Here is a 17,968-nt window from a genome sequence, read left to right on the forward strand (position 1 = left end):
TTTTTATGGAACTGACAACTATCGGAATCGGCATAGGCTTGCTTGTCTTGATTGTGGTGGGAATAATCGTGTCCAAGTTCTTCTTCCTGTGGCTCCAGGCCCTGCTTTCCGGCGCGCCGGTAAAACTGCTGGACCTGGTCGGTATGTGGTTCCGGAAAGTCGACTCATACACCATCGTCGTCAACCGGATTAACGCCGTCAAGGCCGGGCTGAACATCCCCACCGACAAGCTCGAAGCCCACTACCTGGCCGGCGGCAACGTCACCAACGTAGTCCGGGCGCTTATCGCCGCCAATAAGGCGGGCATTCCCCTGATTACCGAACGGGCCATGGCCATCGACCTGGCCGGACGGGACGTGCTCGGCGCCGTCCATACCAGCGTTCTGCCCAAGGTCATCGACTGCCCCAAACAATCCGAAGGCACCCGCGCCACCATTGACGCCGTAGCCAAGGACGGCATCCAGCTCCGGGCCCGGGCCAGGGTCACCGTCCGGACCAACCTGGACCGCCTGGTCGGCGGCGCTACCGAGGAAACCATCATCGCCCGCGTCGGCGAAGGCATCGTCACCACCATCGGCTCGGCTGATACATATAAAATGGTCCTGGCCAGCCCGGACAGCATCTCCAAGAAGGTACTGGAAAAAGGGCTCGATGCCGGCTCGGCTTTTGAAATCCTGTCCATAGACATTGCCGACGTCGATGTCGGCGATAACATCGGCGCCAAACTCCAGACCGACCAGGCCGCGGCCGACCTCAAGATCGCCCAGGCCAAGGCCGAAACCCGGCGCGCTATGGCTGTGGCGTCCGAGCAGGAAATGAAGGCCAAGACCCAGGAAATGAGAGCCAAAGTCGTGGAGGCCGAATCCGAGGTGCCCAAAGCCCTGGCCTACGCCTTCCGCGAAGGCAAACTCGGCGTGATGGATTATTACAACATAAAGAATATCCAGGCCGATACGGAGATGCGCCATTCCATCGCCGAACCCAAACAGCCCGAAAAGGGAAATCCCGAAAAACACAACCACTAATTAACGATATTTCATACCGGCCTTTCCCCGGACAGGGGAAAGGCCGGTTCTCTGATTAAAGAGTAAGCCGTGCTCATCAAACAAAGGACCAAAAACCTAATCCCCGCACTCCTGCTTATCCTCTGCCTTGCCCTGCCCAGCGCCGTAATATTAGCCGCCTCGCCGACGACGGACATCGCCGGCCGGATTGACTCGTTGGTGGTCAAGCACCACCTGACCAAGTCGCACCTGGGCGTCAAGATAATCTCCTGGCCCGAACGCCAGGTCGTCTACGAAAAGAACCCCGACTATCTTATGGCCGTGGCCTCCAATATGAAACTCATCACCACCGGCGTGGCACTGTGCAAACTCGGGCCGGACTTCCAGTTCGCCACCTCGCTTTATTACGACGGCGTTATACAGAACGAAACTCTCCAGGGCAACCTGGTGGTCAAGAGCAACGGCGACCCCAATATCTCCGGCCGGTTCTACAACGACAAACCGCTGGCCGTATTCGAGCAATGGCGTAATAAGCTGGCCGGGCTGGGCGTTACCAACGTCCAGGGCAATATCATCCTCGACGATACCGCATTCGACCGCGACTACGTCAACGACTACTGGCCCAGCAACCAGCTCAACTGCTGGTACTGCGCCCCGGTCTCGGGCATCGCCTTCAACGACAACTGCATCGACATCACTGTCCGCCCGGCCGAAAATACCAAAGCCGCGACATCGCCCCCGACCAAATACGTCAGCCTCATCAACAACAGCTATCCGGGCTCCAGAAATACCCTGACCTTCTGCCGCCTGCCCGGCACCAACGTCATCACCGTCAAAGGCGCCATCTCCGGCGATATACTCTGCCACAAGGAATCAGTTCCGGTGGACAACCCGGTTTTATTCTTCGGCACGGTCCTTTCGGAAACGATGACCAAGAACATAACCATCAGCGGCAAGGTCGTCCTGGCCGAACGCGCCTACGACCCCAAGGCCGACCGGCTGACCGAAATCTGCCGGAACAGCACCGACCTCAAGAAGACCATCACCGTCACCAACCAGCGCAGCCAGAACCTCTACGCCGAACAGATATTCAAACTGCTCGGATGCCAGTTCAAGGGCAAAGGCACATTCGAGACCGGCGCCGCCGCCGTCGGCGATTTCCTGGACCGGCAGGTCAATATCCCCAGCAATACTTACCTGATATCGGACGGCTCAGGCCTGGCCCGGAGCAACTGGGTCGCCCCCGGCCAGATGGTCCAGTTCCTGAGCTATATGGCCGGCCACAAGTATTTTAACGATTACCGCGACTCGCTCAACAACCGCGCCTGGCCCGAAGGCAACAACAAGAAGAAATCACGCATCTGGGCCAAGACCGGCACCATCAACAACGTTAAATGCCTGTCCGGATACGTCTGCGGCGACAACGGCAAGCCCAGGTATATATTTTCCATAATGAACAACGGGCTAGAATACGTGCCCGAAGGCCCCTACGGCGCGCTCGAATTCCAGAACGAGGTGGCGAAATTATTAGCCGAAGAAAAATAGCCACTGAGGCACAGAGAACACCGAGAATTAATTATATTTAATCTCTATGAACTCTGAGTCTCTGTGGCTTAACTTATGAGAAAAGAAGAATACACCACAGACAAGCTCGAATACAATCTGGTTTTATAAGGAATCCAAGAGAACAAGAATAATTATTTTTCCTGAATTCCTGGTCTCCTTATAAATAGAATTCTCAGTGCTCTCTGTGCCTCTGTGGCAAAGATTTATATGAGATATGAAGGCAACATCATCCGCCCGCCCAGCGAGGCAGACAGTTATCTGCTCCAGATAACCTACGGCTGTTCGCACAACAAATGCGCCTTCTGCGGCACCTACGACCAGAAATTCCGCGTCCGCCCGCTCGAAGACGTCCTGACCGACATCGCACTGGCCGGCAAATGCGTGCCCCACACCCGGCGTGTGTTCCTGTGCGACGGCGACGCTATGATTCTGCCCAACAGCCAGCTCCTGAAAATACTCAAAGCGCTGGCTATGGTTTTCCCCGAGCTCCAACGGGTTGGCATCTACGCCAACGCCCGCGATATAATCAAGAAGACCGACTCCGAGCTGGCCGAGCTGGCTGAACACAAGCTGACCATCGCCTATATCGGGCTGGAAAGCGGCAACGACGAAGTGCTCCGCCGTGTCAACAAAGGCGCCACCGCATCGGATATGATAACAGCCGTTAAGAAAGCACAGGCCAACGGCATAAAGATGTCCGTCATCGGGCTGATTGGGCTGGGCGGTAAAGAGCTCTCCCAACCGCACGCGCTGGACACGGCCAAAGCCGTCAACCTGATGAACCCGCGTTATTTCAGCCTGCTTACATTAATGATAGTAAACGGCACGCCGCTGGCCGATGATTATAAGTCAGGCAAGTTCGAACTGCCCGAAGCCGAGGATATGGTCAAAGAAATCCGGCTGGTAGTCGCCAACATAGACAGCAACCAGACCATCTTCCGAGCCAACCACGCATCCAATTACGCGCCGCTGGCCGGCACCTTCAACAAAGACAAAGCCCGACTACTGGCCGAGATAGACAGCTACCTTAAGGGCGACAACAACTTCCGCCCCGAGTTCATGCGCGGATTGTAGATTAGTGTTACTTTGAGCAAAGCGAATTAGTAACACTTATCCCCGAAACGAAGTGGAGTGGGAGTTACTGCCACGTTATCCAGTGCGAAGCACTGGAAAAACAAACAAGGGGCGACCATTACTGGTCGCCCCTTTAGTTTGTGCTTAGTGCCGGTTCGAGCCTGCGAGTTACCCGGCACATTATCCCTTCGCGCCAGCGAATGGGACACTTCCCGCTAGACGGTAATGCCTACCTGGATGTGCAGGTAGAGCAGGCCGGTCGGGTCGAGCACCCAAGCGCAGAAGCACTTATCCGGCGTTGGAGTTGCTACAAAGGCATCGGCCCTGGTGGCGTCCCTTAACTTGGTTAAGAGCGATGCATTGACCGCATTCTCCGACGCGATGAGGTCAGCGTGATACTCACTGTTGACTATCAGCTGTCCGCCCTGCATAAGCCTCTGCTGGAGAGCCGCCTTGAGCGCGTTCATCTCCCTGGGGCTGGTGATGTTGTAAGGCGCCCCGTCAGCCAGGTCAGCTTCCCTGATCCAGCCCTGGGCCCTTTCATCTCCGGCCAGGTAGAACGCCGCAATCGGCGCCACCGAGCGTCCCCGGATTCGGTCTCCGGTGAACCTCAAGGTCTTGTCCCCTATCTTGATGGCCCAACGGTCCTTGGCGTTGTCAACCGCATCCTTGAAGACCTTGGCAACCACCCCGTTAACCGTGGCAAACGCCTGGTTAATCTTGGTGTTCCAATCGTCAAAGGCCTTCTTGAGGTTCTCGGTATGAGAACCCCTGATACCTTCGGCAGACCGGCCTCGCTTGGAGACATAACCGCCCGGCACATAAAGGGCATAGCCCTTGGATGCCGGAGTGGCCATCCGGTTGATAAACGTCCCGTCATCCGGGATTTTGGCCTGTCGGCGGTCGTTGATGCGTTCGGCATTGTTCTTCAAACCCTCAGCCCACCGGTCAGGCATATCGCCGGCAACTTCCCAGGTGGCCGGGACAAACAGTTTCAGTTCAAACTTCTTTTGGAATGGCATAAATCACCTCTTACTCGCTGTTAGCCTTCAGACATCCCGAAAGCATTCGGGAGGGCTGAGGCGTTACAGCCGAGTTAGATCCCGTCTGTTCCGACGGGATAATCCTTGCAGAATTCTATCTCGTTATACGGATACAGTGTCCGAATTCCACCCAAGAAACCCATATTCGCAGGAGACAAGGGCAACCCTTTGGCCAAGGAAACCCGGGGCAACCCGGCATCCCTGCCCGACTGGTCAGCCACCCCTACCAACCCGGTCAGGCGGGCTTACGGATACCCCGGAGGGTGCGTTTCCTGTGCCCGAGGGCGCCCTTGCCCTCCACTATATACTCTGCCGGACCCCCACCCCTTTTGGGGAAAAATCCGGGAATTCCGGAAAGAAAGTTTAGCCAGAGCAAAACCTCCTGTAAGGACGGATTAACACGGATAAATATGGCTATAATTAAATCTGTGTAATCAGTGGCTAAAACTTGACAGCCCCACGGAAATGGTATATTAGAGGCTTATTAATTATTAATTGAAGTTGTGGCAAAGTCAAGCAGGTAAAATAATCGTATTAAAGGATGCGTTGTATGAATGAAGCCAGCAGGTTCCTTCGTTATGTATTGCCTAGTTTAATAATGTTACTAGAGTTTTTTATATACCTATGTATTTCTAACTTTGGGGATGCGAAAAAATTACTAGAATATATACGTGGTGACATAGGAATAGCTATTATTTCTTTCTTGGGCGTCGGCGCTATGGGATATTTTTTATCAATGTTTTATTATTCCCTTTGCCCTCTAGTAGATTATCGCCCCCTTATTAAGGCTTGTACGGAATGGAATTTGTTAAGATTACAAGATAGAAGTACACACAAACCTATAGATGTTGATAAGATTTCGCGTGATGGCGCGTGGCGAATAGCAGTTACGCTCTGGCAGGAAAATAAGATGAAAGACGAGGGGATAAAAGGAGCAGATGATAGGCAAGAAAGGTTTAGCGATATACTTAATAGTCACGGTGTAGCTTTAATTGGCGCAATTATAGGAATCCTTGGATGGTTTGCTTATATCACGTATACTGGGTTTATTAGGTCTCCAGTTTTTTGGGACAAGTGGCCTTTTATTATTTCGGTACCTATGCTAATAATACTTTTGCACATATCTAATTTTAAGAATGCTCGTGAAACTGCTCTAACAATAGGGGAAACTGTATTATTTAATGCATTATCGAATAACTTTAAAATACCTTCAGAATTATATGTCGAAAATAAAATACCAGAAGAGGAAAGAAGAAAAATAAATGCTAAGAAAATCTTTAGCATTAATTTTGGCAAGTATAACAAAGTAACATTTGAACGGTTTTATAATAATTAATCAAGGGTTATCAGATGACTATAAATTGTTTATTCTGTAATCAACCACTTACCCAAGATGCTCAAATTCTCACGACATGGATTTATTTAGATAGCTGTAAAGAATGTGGGCTTTATTATAAAGACCAACGAGCCGATGTTACCACTAAAATCAATGCCGATGATAAAGTTCGTATTGCATCGTACCTGCAAACAAAGAAGCTGAATAATTCACAAATAAGACCAGTTATTACTGACTTTAAAAACAAATCAGGAACAATTGAGGAATTAGAAGATAATGGAATAAATCCTAATAAAATAACGCTAATTACAATTGAAGAAATGATAGATCAGTTCCCTAAAAGAATTGATGAGAAACTAAATAAGGCATTACAGAACTTAGGAAAACTATCTCATTACTTAGGTGAACCAATTACTGTGGGTTTAAACTACCAACCAATTTTGTATGCGTTAAACTCAGGGGAATTTGAGGCAATATTATTCGCTTTGCGTGATGATGGCTATATAAAATGTACGTGGGATGGTATTGCTGGAACTAACCTCATTGTAATAACCCCTAAAGGTTATGAACGTATTTATGAATTAGGCAAGGTTAACCCGACCTCTCATCAGGCGTTTGTGGCGATGTGGTTTCCTGATCCTGTGAAAAATGAGACGGAGCATAACTTTTTGGATAATGTCTATAAAGAAGGGTTCGCAAAAGCAATTGATAATGCTGGCTATAAGCCTCAATTAATAAAGAATAAGGAATTCCTCGGCGAGATACACGATGAAATTATTGCAGAGATAAAAAGGAGCAGGTTTTTAGTGGCCGATTTTACAGGCCAAAGAGGCGGGGTTTATTATGAGGCCGGATTTGCCCATGGATTAAATATCCCAGTCATATATACCTGTCACTGTGATTATATGAAGGACTGTCACTTCGACACCAATCACTATAATCATATCGTCTGGAAAGATGAGGCAGATTTATATACCCAATTATTGAATAGGATAAGGGCAACCATTGGACAGGGACCAAAAACAAATTAAGCATTTTCCATCTTAATTCTTCCACCCTTCCTCCGTATTTTTTACCCATTCCTTCGTGCTTGCCCCCCGGAAAACCGCCTGAATCGCCATTTAATTGCCTTTCTGGCACATAGGGGGTGGCATCCCCCCTACCCCACACCATCCCTACCATACCCTCAAGCCCATCCATATCTACCCAGGGCTTGGGGGTGCTTATACCTCCAACCCACCCATATCTACCTAGGGCTGGACCGTCATCCACCCTGGGATTGACCGTAATCCACCCAGGGCTTGAGGGTCATTATACCTCCAGCCCACCTACATCTTACCTCCAACCCATCCACATCTACCCAGGGCTTGACCGTCATCCACCCTGGGCTTGACCGTAATCCACCCAGGGCTTGGGGGGCATTATACCTCCATACCACCCACATCTTACCTCCAACCCATCCACATCTACCCAGGGCTGGACCGACATCCACCTAGGGCTTGACCGTAATCCACCCAGGGCTTGAGGGTAATTATACCTGGTATGGAGGGTAAGGCACCTTCGGAGTACTCGCAAATATTTTGACTTATTTTATGTTTTAACCTATATTAAAACACGAAGCAGACGAATAATCTTTAATGCCACGAATAAGATTCGTGGGATTCGTTCTATTAGTGAGATTCGTGTTTATGGATAACAGACCAGATGAGCAATTGACCGCGGCATATGTGTCCGGTGAACAGCCGGCATTCGACCACCTGGTCCACCGCTGGCAACCGAGGCTGTTCGGGTTCGCCTGCCGTAAGCTTTCCTGCATCGAACTCTTCGTGCCCGATACCAAACGAGGCGAAAGTAAAATCAACTCCGACGCCGACGAGGTGTCTGAGTCAACCATCGTATCCACCTGGAAAAACATCCGGCGCTTTAACGACACCCGGAAATTCTCGTCCTGGATTTATAAAATCTGCAAGGACGAGTGTTATATGTTCACCCGGTCCGAAGCGCGCCGGAACAAACATTGCGTGCCCCTGCCTGAGGATATCGACAAACTCAGATACGGCAAGGTGCGTGAATACGCCGAGGCCAAAATCACGATGGACTGCATCCTGGCTATCCTGAACCACCGACAGCACCGCTTGTTCGACCTGATTGTCGAGGACGGACGGCATTACGAGGCCATCCTGCAGGAGGACGAACTGTTCCGGGCAAATAACGAGCCGGAGCTGAGGGACGAATTCGCCGTGCTGATGGAAATGCTCTGGCTCAAACGGCAGAAGGAGATTGACAACCTGCATAAGCACGACACCGAGTTCAGGGATATCAGCCTGCGGTACCACGCCGACGGCCCGCATATAAAGAAGGATAATTAGCTAAGAAGAATTAGCCACGAATGGACACGAATAAACACGAATATCACGGATTAAATTAATACTAGGAGAATTTACCACGAAGGCTCGAAACTATTAAAGCACGGAATATTTCGGGTTTTCGCTATTTCGTGGTTTCGTGGTAAAGGACTTATATGAACAAACGGCCTATTATTATAAAGATAATTCTAATCCTGCTTATCTGGGAAAACCTTGTATTCGTCTTAGGCCTGGCTGATACATTTATTGTGCACAAATCATGGAGTTCATTTCTCATTCCAAGTATAATTCTCCTCGCTTACGCATACATTGCGGGTTTACTGTCTTTGGTTTCGACCATAGGCGTTTGGCGCGCTAAGAAATGGGGCTGGTGGACCGGCGCTTTGTATTTCATATTTCTCGTAATAATAAATATAAGTTTATTTATTCCCTTGCCCGGGTTTATTGGAATGTTCAGTCAATCCCCTCTTGGAATATCTTTTTATATTGAGCGTGTGTGTTGGGGCCTATTTAGCGCCTTGATATTCCTGGCTTTCTTCAAGGATAACGTGCTGGAATATTTCGGCTTTCAACAACTGCCCAAAACAAAGGTAATTGCCATCTTATCTTTAACCGCCCTGTTAATTTTATTGATACTTGTCATACTGATGGCGAAATTTACTCCTTATCTAAACAGAATATAAATACAAAATGGGAGCGTATATGAACAAGCGGCCTCTTATTATAAAGATAATCCTCTTCCTGCTTATCTGGGGATGTGCCTTATCTATTTTCAAGCTAAGTTATTTATTTATTTTGTATGGTAAAAATATTATCTACGCGGATACGTTCAGCTTCGTTTATATATACATAGCTCTTATGGGATTACTGTCTTTAATTTCAGCAGTCGGTATCTGGCGCGCTAAGAAATGGGGCTGGTGGATAGGTGCTTTACGTTTTATGTGTAACGCATTATGGAATGCAAATAGATTTATTTGGATACCCCTCGGGTTTATTGGAACAGCCAGTAAATATTCTTCTGCGAAATATTGCCTTGAATATGGTGGTTTTGGGCTAGTTTCCGCCTTTTTATTCATGCTTTTCTTCAATAAGAATGCACTGGAATATTTCGGCCTGCAACAACAACCTAAAATAAAGGCAATAGTTATCTTGTTTGTAATAGCTCTGACAATTGTAGCTGTGTTAAATATGCCATCGTTGATATTTATTTACCGCCATATTTAAGATAATACTTATAATTTCTGATTTTTACTATTTCGTGTTTTCGTGGTAAGGCAAGGGAGCTTATATGAAAGATTGCGCTAAATTCAAGGCCGACATCACCGATTACGCCCGGGGCGCGCACGAGCATATCAAGGATTTCGACGCCTTGTTCGACCACCTGCGCCAATGCGAAGACTGCCGGAACAAGCTCTTCGGGCTGGAGGAAACATTCACGCATCTCAAATCCAAAGGCAAGAAGAAGCAATCCCTGGATGAATTAAAGCAGATATTCCGAAAAGGCCTGCCGCCGGAGCGCAAGCCGACCGAGGCCGAGGGTATGCTCAGGCAAGGCATCAGCGCCTTTAAGGAAGGTAAATTCCCGGCCGCCCGGATTCTGCTCAATATCGCCGTCAAGCTCCTACCGGAGGATGACAAGCTGTCGGACACGGACAGACAGACCAAGGCCGACGCCTATTACCACCTGGGGCTGGTGCACCAGGCGGACAACAACCTGGACGGCGCGCTCTACACATTTTCACGGGCCATCGAGCTGGACCCGGACGACGCCGACGCCCATTTCTACCGGGCCGGTATCTACCACAATTACAACCAGCTCAAGGCGGCGCTCAAGGATTACAGCGCGGCTATCGAGCTCAACCCCGATTACACCGAGGCCCTGCGTGAGCGGGCCAGCCTGCTCTTCGACATCCGGCAGTTCCAGCCGGCCGTGGCCGATGCCGACCGGCTTATCGAATTGGAGCCGGCCAACGGCTGGCATTATTTCCTGCGGGCTATGATTTACGAAACGATGGGCCGGCTTGAGGAGGCCATCTCGGACTGCACCAAGGCTTTGGAACTTCAGCCGCCGGAGCACGAGCCCTTACAGGGTAAAATCCCCCCGGCCTTGAACGCACTGGCCTACACCATACGGGGACGGAGCTACGGGCTGATGGGCGAGCTGGCCAAGGCCCGGGCAGATTTCGACCGGCTGATTAAGCTGGAGCCGGACAACCCGGACGCATATTTCTACCGGGGCGTGATGTTCGCCCAGGGGGCGCAGATGATGTCGGAATCGGACCAATACCAGGCGTTGCTGGCCAAGGCCGTGGCCGATTTCAGGCAGTCGCTCAAGCTCAAGCCGGGCGACCGGACCACCAACGATTACCTGGTCCAGGCCGAGCAGGAACTGGCCGGACGGCAGATGGAGGCCAAAATCCGGGACATCCAGAACGAGATAGCATCGCGTTACCAGAAAGACAGCGCCAAACTGCAGGACAAATACGAGGCCGAGATAACCCTGCTTAAGAAAGAGATAGAGCTGTTAAAGGAGCACGTCAAGGTGATAGCCGAAATCTCCAAGCAGAAGCCGGAGTACCATTACCATATCGAGACGCCTATGCCTGTAATAAAACCGATGCGGGATATTTTCCAACAACCGCCGGCCCATCCGATTAGCCCGACCGACATAAAGATTCCGCCGAAGAAGGATTAACAATCAACTATGCCGACCATTCCGACGCACGCGTTTATGGGTTATGTGGTGGCCAGCCTGGGCAGTGGTTATGTCCCGGCCGAGCGGCGGCACAGTTACGGCGTTACAGTTATGGCGCTTTCGGTCCTGCCGGATGCCGATGCCCTGTTTATGAAATGGATTCCTTACGGGAATATGCTCGGCCACCGGGGATTGAGCCATTCACTGGTCTTTGCCGGACTGCTGGCATTGGCCGCCGTTTTCATCCTGCGCGATGTCCGCCGGAACTTCCCCGGCGGGGTCTGGGGACTGTTCGGTCTTTTCTGGATAGCCTTTGCCATGCACGGCGTGCTGGACGCATTGACGAACGGCGGGCTGGGCGTGGGATTCTTCATACCGTTTGATAACAGCCGCTTCTTCTTCCCGATTCATCCGATACCGGTATCGCCGATTGGCATAGGAACCCTTTTACATCTGTGGTGGAGCATAGAATGCTTTGCCGCGGAATTCCTGATGCTCTGGACTATCGGCTTGGGCGTGATTATTTTAGCACGCGGCAGGTTCAGATATCGCTCGGCGGTTTCAGCAATACTTATCTTAATCGGTATCGTTTCCTGGATTAGCCGGATATTTTAGGCACTACTGGCAGTCAACAGACAGACTCCTACTAACTTCAATAATATATATAAAATTATTTGACATTTTCTGCTGTCCGGGTATAGTCACCCTCGTAGAAGTAACTGCAATTATATGTATCCTGCTAAACTACGTTTAGCTGGATTTGAGTCGCTAGAGCGACTAAAGCCCAACAGCGATGGGAAATGTAGTTATCCTGCTAAACTACGTTTAGCTGGATCTAAGTCGCTGTAACGACTAAAGTCTAACAGCGACTAAGAGGAGGAGTTATATGAAACACAGCAATAATAGCAAGGGCGGGTTTACGTTGATTGAACTGCTGGTGGTTATCGCCATTATCGGCATCCTGGCCAGCCTGGTCCTGCCGGGCGTGGCTAACGCCAAGTTCAGGGCTAATATGCTCAAGTGCAGCCGCAACCTGACCAGCCTTTACGCCGGTCTGCTCCAGTATGAAATGTCAATGGGCGGCTACCCCAGAGGCGATACTTATAAGGGCGCCGGGTTCTGGAACGTCCTGCGCCAGATGCCCACCCCGGAAACATCGGCCCTGGGCACCAAGAACCACGATAAGTTCGTCTGCCCGTTGGTCGGAGATGCCCCGGGCGACGGCGTCTGCAATTACCGCGGTCCTAATTTCACCATCACCGCGGCTACGGATGAAAGCCGCCCCATCGGCGCCGATAGAACAACCAACCACGACCCGGAAAACAGCCAGAAGGATATCAACGTCCTTTATTTCGGCGGACAGGTCATCGCGGTCAAGGCCAGCTCGGCCGATTGGACCGACGCGGATTCCAGATTGCAGGATTAACCGATAAGAAAGATTACCGCCTCCGATTTCGGAGCCGGCAAGGATAGTGCTTATGAGTTATCGCCAGGCCGTCAGGTTCGTACTCATCGTCGTCATCGGGTTAATCATATCGATGCCGGTATCGGCCGAGGACACCTCGCCCCTGCCCAAGTTGAAACAGCGCTGGGAACTGGACATCACTTACCAGCCGCTAAAGATTTTCACCTTTACCGACCCGGCCGGCGCCAATTCTTATTACTGGTTCTTCAAGTATACGCTGACCAACAACACCAAGGAATCAATCAAGCTCAATCTCGATGTCTGCCTAAAGGCCGATATCCGCCTTAAAACGGATGAGAAGCTGTCCGGATATTTCCCGCAACTGGCCAGCCGGTTCTACCAGGATTCCATCTACCCGGTTGTCGAGCGGGAACTGATTTCGGCCGAGGAAAAGCTGGCCGGTTTCCCGGCCGCCATGCGCGAGGACACCATCATCAAGTATAAAAAGGGCCTGCGCTATATGAACTGCAAGGACCTGAGGGAGAAACGTGAAATCCTGGCCGGCGAGAAAATCGAGGCCATGGCCATCTTCACCGACGTCGACGCCCGGGCCGACCAGGTGGAGTTATTCATCGGCGGGCTGTTCGATGTGGTCAAGTCGTCCTACCGCAAGGAGGACAAGCAGTTCACCCAGGAATACGAATCCAAAATACTCCGGCTGGTTTTCTCCTGCCAGGGCGACGAGTTCTCCAAGCAGTTCGCCTCGCCCCAGCTGGAATCGAAGGAATGGATTGTCAACACCTACGGCCCGATCGGCGACAAGAATACGGTCGACAACCTGATTAAAGGGCTGGCTGACGAGAACCCGGCCGCGCGCTGGATTGCCTGGTGGCTACTGCGCCGGATGACCGACAAGACGCTGGAATACAACCCGGACCTGGACGCCGAAGCCAACAAGGATTCCATCGAGAACTGGAAGGAATGGTGGTATTGCACCAAGGAGAAACTGGAATACAACCAGAACCTGAACAAGTTCGAACCCAAACCGGCGCCGACGGCTGAGCCAGAAACCAAGTAATCCAACCAAGCTGAGATAAAACATTCCACGCTGATTTTTTGCTTGACTGATTCTATTTCTTCCCTATAATACCGTGGTTATGGAACAGATTAACCAACTGACCGGCCGGCTGGCCGGGGTGCGGGCCAGGATCAGGATGCTTTTCCTGGCGGACGGCCTGTCCCGGATAGTCATCTACGCGGCCGCGTTCGCGGCGCTGACCTTCGCCATCGACTGGTCAATGCCGGAACTGCCGCCGGCTGTAAGGCTGGTCTTCCTGGGCGCCGGCGCCGTTGGCCTGTTCTGGCTGGCCTACCGCTACGTCATCTACCCGCTCCGAACGACCATATCCGACGACTCGCTGGTGATATACCTGGAACGCAAATATCCGCAGCTTAAGGAACGACTGCTCAGCGCGCTGCAGTTATCCATTTCGGCGCCGCCGACCCAATCGCCTGAGCTGATACAGGCGCTGGTCAACGAGGCTTTTGACAGCTCCAGGGAGATGAACTTCAACGCCATAATCAATTCCAAACACCAAAAACGGCTGGCATTGTCAGGCATTGCGCTGGCGGCTTTGTGCGGGCTTTACATTATATCATACCCCGGGATGGCCGGCATCTGGCTGAACCGTCTGTTCGGCGGCGAGGCCCGCTGGCCCAAGCGGACTAACATCGCAATCGAGGTCAGGAACGCGCCCGACAATATCGCGGCCCGTGACCGGGACGTGGCCGTACTGGCCAAAGTGGTCAAGGGCTCCATATCAAAGGCTTACATCAATTACCGCGTCATAACCGCGGATAAACCAACAACGGACATACAGACGGAACGGATGTCGATGTCGGAGAAGGACGTCTTCCGGTTCGACTTCCTGCGGGTCAAGGAATCATTCGAGTTTTATGTCACCGGCGGCGACGACCGGACTAATCCTATTGTCATCAAGGTGCTGTCCCCGCCCGGGCTGGAGCGCATTTACTGCCAATACGAATACCCCGAATACATCAGGTCATCGACCGGTCTGAAGAACACCGGGCGCATCGAAGGCGGCAACGTCAAGGCGCCGGTCGGGACCGCGGTAACGATTATCGCACTGGCCAACATCGACATCGGCAAGGCCGATATGTCAATCAGCTCCGATACCGGCAACAAGCAGGCCGGCATACCGGCCCAGTTGATAACGATGGCGCTGGCCAAAGACGCCGAGGGCAGGCCGCGCCAGGTCGAGGGCCGGTTTACGGCAATGAATGACGGCGCTTACGCCATCAAGCTGACCGGACTGAACAGCCTGTCCAACCACCAGCCGATAGAGTATCCCATAAGCGTCACGCGCGATACGGCTCCGGTAATCAAGGTGCAGGAGCCAACGGTTGAATACAAATACGTCACGCCCGACGCGTCGGTGCCGATGGCGCTATTGGTCACGGACGATTACGCCGTGGCCAGGATATGGATGGGCTACAGCCTGGCGGGCGAATCCGGAAGCGACGCCACGGCCGAGCGCCAGCTGCCCATGTTCGAATCAGCCACGCCGGCCCAACAGTCCAAGGTGGAAACCTCGCACGTCTTCGAGCTGGCTGAAATCAAGCCCAAGGACGGCGACGTCATCAGGTATTATTTCGGCGCGGAGGACAACTGCGCCATTCCCCGGCCCAACCAGTCGCGCACCGGCGATTACCGGCTGATTGTCATCAGCCCGGTCCAGATGGAAAAGAAGATGGACGAAATGATGCTCCGCATCAAGGACGACCTGCGCCGGGTCAAGGACCTGCAGGAGCGCGAGCTGGCCGAATCAACCAAGATAGACCCGTCGGCCGACGACAAGAGATGGAGCGAGCAGACCGCCCCGACCATCAACCAGCGCATCTCGAACCAGCGGCGCGTCGGCCAGGAATCGGAGCGCATGTCCAAGGATTTATCGCAGGCGTTTAAGGACGCATCGGCCAATAAGATTTGGGACGAGGCGGCCAAGAAGAAACTGCAGGAGATGAGCCAGCTGATGAAGGATATATCGGCCGAGAAATCGCCTGAGGCGGTAAAGTCGCTGAACCAGGCCAAGGACGGCAAGGACGCGGAATCGCGCAAGGACAACCTGGAAAACAGCCGGGCCGCCCAGCAGGACATCGCCGATGACCTTAAGGACGCCCTGTCCCGGATGGAGCAGTGGGAGGATTTCCAAGAAATCGTGCGCCTGACCAAGGACATTCTCCAGCGCCACAAGAAAGCGCTGGAAGACATAAAGCAGACCACGGCCGACACGCCATCGGCCAAGGAAGCGGTCAAGGAATCCGAGAAATCGGTGCAGAAGGACATCGAGACGCTCGAGTCCAAGATGCAGCGGGTCAGCCAGAAGCTCCAGGAATCACAGCCCTATTACGCCCAGAAGCTGGACCAGGCGCAGGCGATGATGAGCCAGAACCTGCTCAAGGAAAATATGCGCGAGGCGGTCGAGGCCTTAAACCAGAATATGGGCGGCAAAGCCATCGACAAGGCCAACCAGGTCGAGTCCGGGCTGTCACAGCTGTTATCATTCCTGGAAGACAAGGTCTCGCGCGACGAGCTGTCCCAGAAGCTGGAGCGTCTGGAATCGCGGATGAACGAGTTGAACCAGCTCAAGGACGAGGAGTCGAAGATAGACGAGAAGGCCGGCCAGCTCAGCCAGGACGAGCAGAAATCGCCTGATAAATCGCTGACTCCAGAGCAGAAGAAAGAACTGGAGCGGCTGAAACAGCGCCAGAAGGAACTGGAGAAAAAGGCCAACGCACTGGCCGATGAACTAGAAAAGGAGAAGGAGAAGAAAGCGGCCAAGGGTATGAAAGCCGCTTCCGGCAAGATGGGCTCGGCTTCGGAGAATATGTCACAGGGCAAGCCCAAATCGGCCAAGGAGGACACCGAAGAAGCATTAAAGGAACTGGAACGCGTCTACGAACTTATGCGCGAGAAAGCCGACCAGCTCCAAGACCAGGAAAGACAGCAAAAACTGGATGAACTGGAGCAGATGCTGCGCGATATCCGCGAGAAAGAGGACATCATCCACCAGGATACGGCCGAGCTGGACCAAAAGCGCCCGGCCGACAACCAGTGGCCGCGCGAGAACATCATCACCCTGAAGAAACTCGGCAAGGACCAGACCGAATTGGCCCGGCTGACGGCCGAGGTGGAACAGAAGCTTAAGGCCGAAAACTCCATCGTCTTCACCCAGGCGCTGGCGCTTATCGGCGACGATATGAACAAGGTCGGCAAATTCCTGGCCGACGAATACCGGACCGACCGCTACACCCTGGCCATAGAGGAAGACATCATCCGCCGCCTGGACGAACTGATTAAAGCCTTTAAGAACGAGAAACTAAGGCGCAAAGCCCCCCTGCAAAAGGGAGGAAGCGGCGGAGGCGGAGGCGGGCAGGACTCATTGCTCCCGCTCATCGTCGAGCTCCGAATGCTCAAAACGCTGCAGGAAGGACTCAAGTCCGACACGGATAAGTTCAAGAAGAACAACGCCGGCGGGCAGACCGCCGGGTTCAACTCGGCCCAGCAGATGATACTGCGCCGGCTGAGCGAACAGCAGGGAATCCTGGCCGATATGGCGGCCAAGTTCGCCGAGAAGATGCGGGCGCTGGATAATATGAAACCGCCCGAGAAACCCAAAGAGGAATAATATTATGCGTTACGGAATGATACTGGCGCTGACGGCGTTCTTTGCGGGCTGGCTCTACGCGGCCGCCGAGAATGCCGATTCCGACCGCGATACCGAGAAGATAGAGCGGCTTATCGAAGAGCTGGACCGCGAGCTCAAGCCGGCGCCGGTGCAGGAACAGGTCAAGCCGACCGAGATACTCCAGAAGGTGGCTGAGAAGATGGCCCGGGCCGAGGATTACCTGTCGCGCTCGTCCGTTTACGGGCCGAAAAACCCTTTGCCCGGCAACGACCAGTCCCAGTCGGAGGCCATCAAGGAAATAAACCGGCTCCTGAATAAGACCGAGAGCTCCCAGAAGGAAGCGATTGAGGATATCGACCGCCTGATAAAGTCGGCGCCGGAGACTATGATGCCGCCGCCGCCTTCAGGCAAAGGAGGCAAGCCCAAACCGAACCAGTCCCAAAAGAAAGACCAGTCCCAACCCAAAGAACGCGATAAGGGAAAACCCAAACCGGGTGAACAGATGCAACAGCCGCAACCGCTCCGGGAAACACCCAAGGAGCAACCCCAGCCCAAGGGCCCGGCCGAGAGAGCTTACGAAGCCAAGGGCGGACTGCCTGAAGGAATGCTCGAACGGCGCGGCACGACCTACAAATGGGGCAACCTGCCGCCTAAGATGCGCGATGAAATCATCCAGAACGAACAGGAAGGTTTCCTGCCCGATTACGAAGATTGGCTGAAGCAATACTTCAAAACACTGGCTGAGGACTAACGGCTACGTCCGGACGTTA

At 52.6% G+C, this 17,968-nt stretch carries 15 protein-coding genes; 14 read left to right on the forward strand and 1 reads right to left on the reverse strand.

Annotation, left to right across the window (positions count from 1 at the left end; all coding sequences use genetic code 11):
* The first annotated feature begins 5 nt into the window (after nt 1–5).
* From floA to WC980_01315, 3 genes are all read left to right on the forward strand, one after another.
* A complete protein-coding gene (gene floA, locus WC980_01305) occupies nt 6–1,025 on the forward strand; it encodes a flotillin-like protein FloA (protein ID MFA5793696.1) in 1,020 nt (339 codons plus the stop codon).
* Between the two features lie 69 nt (nt 1,026–1,094).
* On the forward strand, nt 1,095–2,549 hold the full coding sequence (gene dacB / locus WC980_01310) for a D-alanyl-D-alanine carboxypeptidase/D-alanyl-D-alanine-endopeptidase (GenBank protein ID MFA5793697.1): 1,455 nt from the start codon (nt 1,095–1,097) through the stop codon (nt 2,547–2,549).
* Nucleotides 2,550–2,777: 228 nt separating this feature from the next.
* Nucleotides 2,778–3,644, forward strand: a complete 867-nt coding sequence (locus WC980_01315) for a radical SAM protein (GenBank protein ID MFA5793698.1) — start codon at nt 2,778–2,780, stop codon at nt 3,642–3,644.
* Nucleotides 3,645–3,859: 215 nt separating this feature from the next.
* Here the strand turns inward: WC980_01315 and WC980_01320 are convergent, their stop codons facing one another.
* Nucleotides 3,860–4,666 carry a hypothetical protein gene (locus WC980_01320; protein MFA5793699.1) on the reverse strand — a complete coding sequence of 269 codons (807 nt, stop codon included), beginning with the start codon at nt 4,664–4,666 and terminating at the stop codon, nt 3,860–3,862.
* Nucleotides 4,667–5,237: 571 nt separating this feature from the next.
* On the opposite strand from WC980_01320, the gene WC980_01325 reads away from it, so the two are divergent.
* The 11 genes from WC980_01325 (at nt 5,238) to WC980_01375 (ending at nt 17,949) form a co-directional block, all read left to right on the forward strand.
* Nucleotides 5,238–6,023 carry a hypothetical protein gene (locus WC980_01325; GenBank protein ID MFA5793700.1) on the forward strand — a complete coding sequence of 262 codons (786 nt, stop codon included), beginning with the start codon at nt 5,238–5,240 and terminating at the stop codon, nt 6,021–6,023.
* Nucleotides 6,024–6,037: 14 nt separating this feature from the next.
* Nucleotides 6,038–7,054 carry a hypothetical protein gene (locus WC980_01330; protein ID MFA5793701.1) on the forward strand — a complete coding sequence of 339 codons (1,017 nt, stop codon included), beginning with the start codon at nt 6,038–6,040 and terminating at the stop codon, nt 7,052–7,054.
* A 657-nt stretch (nt 7,055–7,711) separates the two neighbouring features.
* Nucleotides 7,712–8,392, forward strand: a complete 681-nt coding sequence (locus tag WC980_01335) for a sigma-70 family RNA polymerase sigma factor (protein ID MFA5793702.1) — start codon at nt 7,712–7,714, stop codon at nt 8,390–8,392.
* Between the two features lie 152 nt (nt 8,393–8,544).
* Nucleotides 8,545–9,072, forward strand: coding sequence for a hypothetical protein (locus WC980_01340; protein MFA5793703.1), 528 nt, complete (start codon nt 8,545–8,547; stop codon nt 9,070–9,072).
* Between the two features lie 19 nt (nt 9,073–9,091).
* On the forward strand, nt 9,092–9,613 hold the full coding sequence (locus WC980_01345; protein ID MFA5793704.1) for a hypothetical protein: 522 nt from the start codon (nt 9,092–9,094) through the stop codon (nt 9,611–9,613).
* A gap of 64 nt (nt 9,614–9,677) precedes the next feature.
* Entirely contained in the window at nt 9,678–11,084 is a 1,407-nt protein-coding gene (locus WC980_01350; GenBank protein ID MFA5793705.1) for a tetratricopeptide repeat protein, read from the forward strand.
* Between the two features lie 9 nt (nt 11,085–11,093).
* On the forward strand, nt 11,094–11,699 hold the full coding sequence (locus tag WC980_01355) for a metal-dependent hydrolase (protein MFA5793706.1): 606 nt from the start codon (nt 11,094–11,096) through the stop codon (nt 11,697–11,699).
* Nucleotides 11,700–11,970: 271 nt separating this feature from the next.
* Nucleotides 11,971–12,510, forward strand: a complete 540-nt coding sequence (locus tag WC980_01360) for a type II secretion system protein (protein MFA5793707.1) — start codon at nt 11,971–11,973, stop codon at nt 12,508–12,510.
* 52 nt (nt 12,511–12,562) lie between these two features.
* Entirely contained in the window at nt 12,563–13,567 is a 1,005-nt protein-coding gene (locus tag WC980_01365; GenBank protein MFA5793708.1) for a hypothetical protein, read from the forward strand.
* Nucleotides 13,568–13,646: 79 nt separating this feature from the next.
* Entirely contained in the window at nt 13,647–17,198 is a 3,552-nt protein-coding gene (locus tag WC980_01370) for a DUF4175 family protein (protein MFA5793709.1), read from the forward strand.
* A gap of 4 nt (nt 17,199–17,202) precedes the next feature.
* A complete protein-coding gene (locus WC980_01375) occupies nt 17,203–17,949 on the forward strand; it encodes a hypothetical protein (GenBank protein MFA5793710.1) in 747 nt (248 codons plus the stop codon).
* Nucleotides 17,950–17,968 lie beyond the last annotated feature (19 nt).

It is taken from the genome of Candidatus Brocadiia bacterium (assembly GCA_041658285.1).
Taxonomy (GTDB): domain Bacteria; phylum Planctomycetota; class MHYJ01; order JACQXL01; family JACQXL01; genus JBBAAP01.

Bases quoted from the DNA above. Each gene is read 5' to 3' on its own strand.
- floA (MFA5793696.1), top strand. From the start codon at position 6: ATGGAACTGACAACTATCGGAATCGGCATAGGCTTGCTTGTCTTGATT.
- WC980_01315 (MFA5793698.1), top strand. From the start codon at position 2,778: ATGAGATATGAAGGCAACATCATCCGCCCGCCCAGCGAGGCAGACAGT.
- WC980_01320 (MFA5793699.1), bottom strand. From the start codon at position 4,666: ATGCCATTCCAAAAGAAGTTTGAACTGAAACTGTTTGTCCCGGCCACC.
- WC980_01325 (MFA5793700.1), top strand. From the start codon at position 5,238: ATGAATGAAGCCAGCAGGTTCCTTCGTTATGTATTGCCTAGTTTAATA.
- WC980_01330 (MFA5793701.1), top strand. From the start codon at position 6,038: ATGACTATAAATTGTTTATTCTGTAATCAACCACTTACCCAAGATGCT.
- WC980_01335 (MFA5793702.1), top strand. From the start codon at position 7,712: ATGGATAACAGACCAGATGAGCAATTGACCGCGGCATATGTGTCCGGT.
- WC980_01340 (MFA5793703.1), top strand. From the start codon at position 8,545: ATGAACAAACGGCCTATTATTATAAAGATAATTCTAATCCTGCTTATC.
- WC980_01345 (MFA5793704.1), top strand. From the start codon at position 9,092: ATGAACAAGCGGCCTCTTATTATAAAGATAATCCTCTTCCTGCTTATC.
- WC980_01350 (MFA5793705.1), top strand. From the start codon at position 9,678: ATGAAAGATTGCGCTAAATTCAAGGCCGACATCACCGATTACGCCCGG.
- WC980_01355 (MFA5793706.1), top strand. From the start codon at position 11,094: ATGCCGACCATTCCGACGCACGCGTTTATGGGTTATGTGGTGGCCAGC.
- WC980_01360 (MFA5793707.1), top strand. From the start codon at position 11,971: ATGAAACACAGCAATAATAGCAAGGGCGGGTTTACGTTGATTGAACTG.
- WC980_01365 (MFA5793708.1), top strand. From the start codon at position 12,563: ATGAGTTATCGCCAGGCCGTCAGGTTCGTACTCATCGTCGTCATCGGG.
- WC980_01370 (MFA5793709.1), top strand. From the start codon at position 13,647: ATGGAACAGATTAACCAACTGACCGGCCGGCTGGCCGGGGTGCGGGCC.
- WC980_01375 (MFA5793710.1), top strand. From the start codon at position 17,203: ATGCGTTACGGAATGATACTGGCGCTGACGGCGTTCTTTGCGGGCTGG.